4 protein-coding genes and 1 pseudogene are annotated in these 4,000 nt (G+C 69.4%); 2 read left to right on the forward strand and 3 right to left on the reverse strand.

Translation table 11 applies throughout. From position 1 onward, the window contains the following. Both AC27VN_RS34820 and AC27VN_RS34825 read right to left on the reverse strand, forming a co-directional pair. Positions 1-448, reverse strand: a pseudogene (locus AC27VN_RS34820) (AraC family transcriptional regulator); the annotation flags it as partial. Between the two features lie 88 nt (positions 449-536). After that, positions 537-1,475 carry an SMP-30/gluconolactonase/LRE family protein gene (locus AC27VN_RS34825; protein WP_490879553.1) on the reverse strand — a complete coding sequence of 313 codons (939 nt, stop codon included), beginning with the start codon at positions 1,473-1,475 and terminating at the stop codon, positions 537-539. A 151-nt stretch (positions 1,476-1,626) separates the two neighbouring features. Between AC27VN_RS34825 and AC27VN_RS34830 the strand changes: the two genes are divergently transcribed. Then, positions 1,627-2,403: an SDR family NAD(P)-dependent oxidoreductase gene (locus AC27VN_RS34830; protein WP_093353626.1), complete on the forward strand. Its 777-nt coding sequence runs from the start codon at positions 1,627-1,629 to the stop codon at positions 2,401-2,403. A 140-nt stretch (positions 2,404-2,543) separates the two neighbouring features. Here the strand turns inward: AC27VN_RS34830 and AC27VN_RS34835 are convergent, their stop codons facing one another. Next, on the reverse strand, positions 2,544-3,503 hold the full coding sequence (locus AC27VN_RS34835) for a LysR family transcriptional regulator (RefSeq protein ID WP_093353629.1): 960 nt from the start codon (positions 3,501-3,503) through the stop codon (positions 2,544-2,546). Positions 3,504-3,652: 149 nt separating this feature from the next. Here AC27VN_RS34835 and AC27VN_RS34840 point away from each other — a divergent pair. Next, on the forward strand, positions 3,653-4,000 hold a 348-nt coding region (locus tag AC27VN_RS34840; RefSeq protein ID WP_490879554.1), incomplete at its 3' end, for an aldehyde dehydrogenase family protein.

The raw sequence follows: 4,000 nt of genomic DNA on the forward strand, positions 1-4,000 counted from the left end.
CGGCGCGCGCGCCCAGCAGCATGCCGGGCGCGAGCGGTATGCGCAGCGAGCGGAAATCGAAGCCGTCGCCGCGCATCGGCGTGGCCTCGAACGGCAGGTCGGCATGGTGGACCACGAGGTCGCCCTCGCGCACCAGCCGGCCTTCGTCGCGGCCGCTGCTGACCCAGCCCGGGCCGCGCACCTGCAGGCCGATGCACAGGCTCTGGCCCGCGACGCGCGCGATGTCGGCGCGCGTGCGGCTCACGCGGTAGGAGGAGGCGCGCAGCTCGGAGACGCTGGCGCAGAAGTTCGTATCGCCGACCGGCGTGGAGAGGAAGTGCCCTTCGAAGGCCGTGCGCCGCTCGCGCGGCAGCTCGATCGTGACGCCGAACAGGTGCCGGCCGCGCACCTCGCACCAGTGGTCGAAGCGGTCCTGCGGGCGGAGGTCGTCGGTCGTGAAGTGCAGCATGGCCGTCGGAGCGAAGCGGGGGATTGTCCGGCGACTCGGCGTCGCCGGCATCGCAATCCCCCGTGCCCGTGGGGCCAGCAGGGTCGGGTCAGCCTGCGAACAGGCTCGCCGGTACACCCGGGCCGTCGACGCGCACCGCGAACAGGCCGCCGGCCAGCGGTTCCGACGCGAGCTGCGCTTCGGTGCGGCCGTTGCGCGCGGTCGAGATGTAGAGCGTGCGCAGGTCGGGCCCGCCGAAGGCGCAGTCGGTGACGTTGCCCGCGGGCAGCACGATGCGCGCGAGTTCCCGCGCGCTCACCGGGTCGTGGCAGCTCACGCAGGCGCCGTCCCAGTGCGCGATCCACAGCCGGCCGGCCGCGTCGGTGGTCATGCCGTCGGGCAGGCCGTCGGTGGCGGGGAAGCGGTGCCAGAGGCGGCGGTTCGCCACCGTGCCGGCCTCCATGTCGAAGTCGTAGGCGTAGAGGTGGTTAAGCACCGTGTTGTTGAAGTACAGGGTGCGACCGTCGGCCGACCAGGTCGGGCCGTTCGTGACCTCGAAGCCGTCGTCGTGCCGGCTGCAGCGGCCGTCGCCGTCGTAGCGGTAGAGCGCGCCGGTGGGCGCCTGGCAGTCGAAGTCCATGCTGCCGCCCCAGAAGCGGCCGCGCGCATCGCACTTGCCGTCGTTGAAGCGGTTGCCCGCGCGCTCGGGCTCGGGCTGGTGCAGATAGGCGGGCGAGGCGATCTCGCCCTCGGGCGCCGTCGCGGGATCGAAGAAGGCGAAGCCGCGGCGCAGGGTGATCACCAGGCCCGGGGCGGCGGCGCGCTCGGCGATGGCCGTGATCTCCTCGGCGAAGCGCCAGGTCCGGCGCTCGCCGCTCGCGGGGTGGAAGCGGAACAGCCGCGGCGTGAGGATGTCGATCCAGTAGAGCGCCTGCTCGCGCGGCGACCACAGCGTGCCTTCGCCGAGGTTGGCGCCGGCATCCCAGATGCATTCGGGCGTGCCGAGGATCGTCGGCGCGGGGAGGGGGCTTGTCTCTGCGGCGGTCATGGCGCGTGCCTTCTTTCTTGTGTGCCGGATGGCGGGGTCTTCTTGACGCCGCGGATCGTATCAAGGCATATTGATAACGGAAATCAAAAATAACTGTATGCATTGATATGCAATTTGCAATGCATCAAGACCACCCCGTCCGGAGACCTCCTTGACCGCTTCCTCCTCCCTCGCCATCCACCCCAGCCTCTCGGGCCGCACCGTGTTCGTCACGGGCGGCGGCAGCGGCATCGGCGCGGCCATCGTGTCGGCCTTCGCCGCGCAGGGCGCCAGGGTGGCCTTCGTCGACATCGCCGAAGCCGCCAGCGCCGAACTCGCGCAACGCATCGCGCAGGCCGGCCACGCGGCGCCCTGGTGGCGCGCCTGCGACGTGCGCGACATCGGCGCGCTGCAGGCCGCCATCGCCGATGCGGCCACCGAACTCGGCGACTTCGCCGTGCTGGTCAACAACGTCGCGAGCGACGACCGCCACACGCTCGAGTCGGTCACGCCCGACTACTACGACAACCGCATGGCGATCAACGAGCGCCCCGCGCTGTTCGCGATCCAGTCGGTGGTGCCGGGCATGAAGCGCCTTGGCGCGGGCTCGATCGTCAACCTCGGCTCCACCGGCTGGCAGACCAAGGGCTCGGGCTATCCCTGCTATGCGATCGCCAAGTCCTCGGTCAACGGCCTCACGCGCGGCCTCGCGGTGGAGCTGGGCCGCGACCGCATCCGCATCAACACCGTCTCGCCCGGCTGGGTGATGACCGAGCGCCAGGTCGCGCTGTGGCTCGACGCCGAGGGCGAGCAGGCCCTCAAGCGCAACCAGTGCCTGCCCGACAAGCTCATGCCCGAGGACATCGCGCGCATGGTGCTGTTCCTGGCCTCGGACGATGCGCGGATGTGCACGGCGCAGGAGTTCACCGTGGATGCTGGGTGGACCTGAGAGAGACAGCCGAACAGCCGGACGCAGAGGACGCGAAGGTTTCGCGAAGGGCGCGAAAGGAATACCAAATTTTTTGAGGTCTCTTTTGCGTACTTCGCGAAACCTTCGCGTTCTTCGCGTCCGGCTGCCCGCTCCCGCATTCAGTCGATCTCCAACTTGCGCCCATAGACGCTGAGGCTCGCCGTCTTCAGCGCCTTCATCATCACCTTGGCCGCCGGTGACAACAGCCGGTCGGTGCGCGTGATGATGCCGAAGGCGTCCATGTGGCAGGGCATGTCCAGCGGCAGCAGCGACACGATGCCGTGCGCGGCGTAGTAGCGCGCCACGTCGGTCGCCAGCACCGCCACCATGTCGCTCTGCTGCAGCATGCGCGTGATGAACAGCAGCGCCGAGCTCTCGATGGTGTTGATCGGCGGCTGCAGTCCCTCCTCCTGGAACATCAGCTCGAAGCGGTGCCGCAGCACGCTGCCGGCTGGCGGCACGATCCAGCCTTCGCCGACCACGTCGCGCAGCGTGAGGCCGCTCACGCCCAGCAGCGGATGGCCGGGGCGCACCAGCGCGCACACCGGCTCCTCGGTCAGCGCCTCGTAGCGCAGCTGCGACTTGTCGTGCTCGGCGAACAGCCGCGCCACCAGGATGTCGAGCTTGCCCTGCTCGAGCCGCTCGATCAGCACCGGGCTGGTCTCGATCTCGAGCGAGATCCGCAGGTGGGGCTGCTCGCGCTTGACCATCGCCACCGCGGGCGGCAGCAGCGTGAGGCCCGGCGCGGTGATCGCGCCCACGCTCACCTGGCCGAAGCGGCCGGCCTTGAGCGCGGTGAGCTCGTCGTGCGCCTGGTTCAGGCTCGCGAGCGCCACCCGCGCGTGGCGGATCATGGTCTCGCCGTACCAGGTCGGCCGCATGCCGCGCGGCAGCCGCTCGAACAGCGGCACCTCGAGCACGTCCTCCAGGTCCTTGAGCAGCTTGGAGGCCGCCGGCTGGGTCATGTTGAGCACCTGCGCCGCGCGGTGGATGTTGCCTTCCTCGGCCAGCGCCACCAGCAGCAGCAGCTGGCGCGTCTTGAGCCGCGCGCGGATAAACCAATGGGTGTAGTTCGTCATGAAGGGTGAGAACCTCGGTTCGCCCGGGTTTTCCAGAATGTCTCGATCGATATTCATTTTGTCGAAAAAATGATTGGATCGATATCCGTTTCATTCCTAGACTGCCGCCAATCCCCCCCAACAACAACAGAGACAAGGTCGGCGCCACGGTGTTCCACGGCGAGATCCATCAGAACGTGCGGCAGTACATCAACGGCCGCTGGGAAACCAGCGCGACCACCGGTGTGAGCACCAATCCCTCGGACACCAGCGAAGTGGTGGCCGAGTACGCACGGGCCGACCGCCGCCAGACCGACGCGGCGATCCGCGCCGCCTCCGACGCCTTCCCCCACTGGAGCCACAGCACGCCGCAGCGCCGCGCCGACGTGCTCGACCGCATCGGCGCCGAGCTGCTGGCGCGCAAGGACGAGCTGGGCCTGCTGCTGGCGCGCGAGGAGGGCAGGGTGCTGCCCGAGGCCGTGGCCGAGGTGGCGCGCGCGGGCCAGGTGTTCAAGTTC

This window comes from Variovorax sp. 20P10.2.4 (genome assembly GCF_058244205.1).

Bases quoted from the DNA above. Each gene is read 5' to 3' on its own strand.
- AC27VN_RS34825 (WP_490879553.1), bottom strand. From the start codon at position 1,475: ATGACCGCCGCAGAGACAAGCCCCCTCCCCGCGCCGACGATCCTCGGC.
- AC27VN_RS34835 (WP_093353629.1), bottom strand. From the start codon at position 3,503: ATGACGAACTACACCCATTGGTTTATCCGCGCGCGGCTCAAGACGCGC.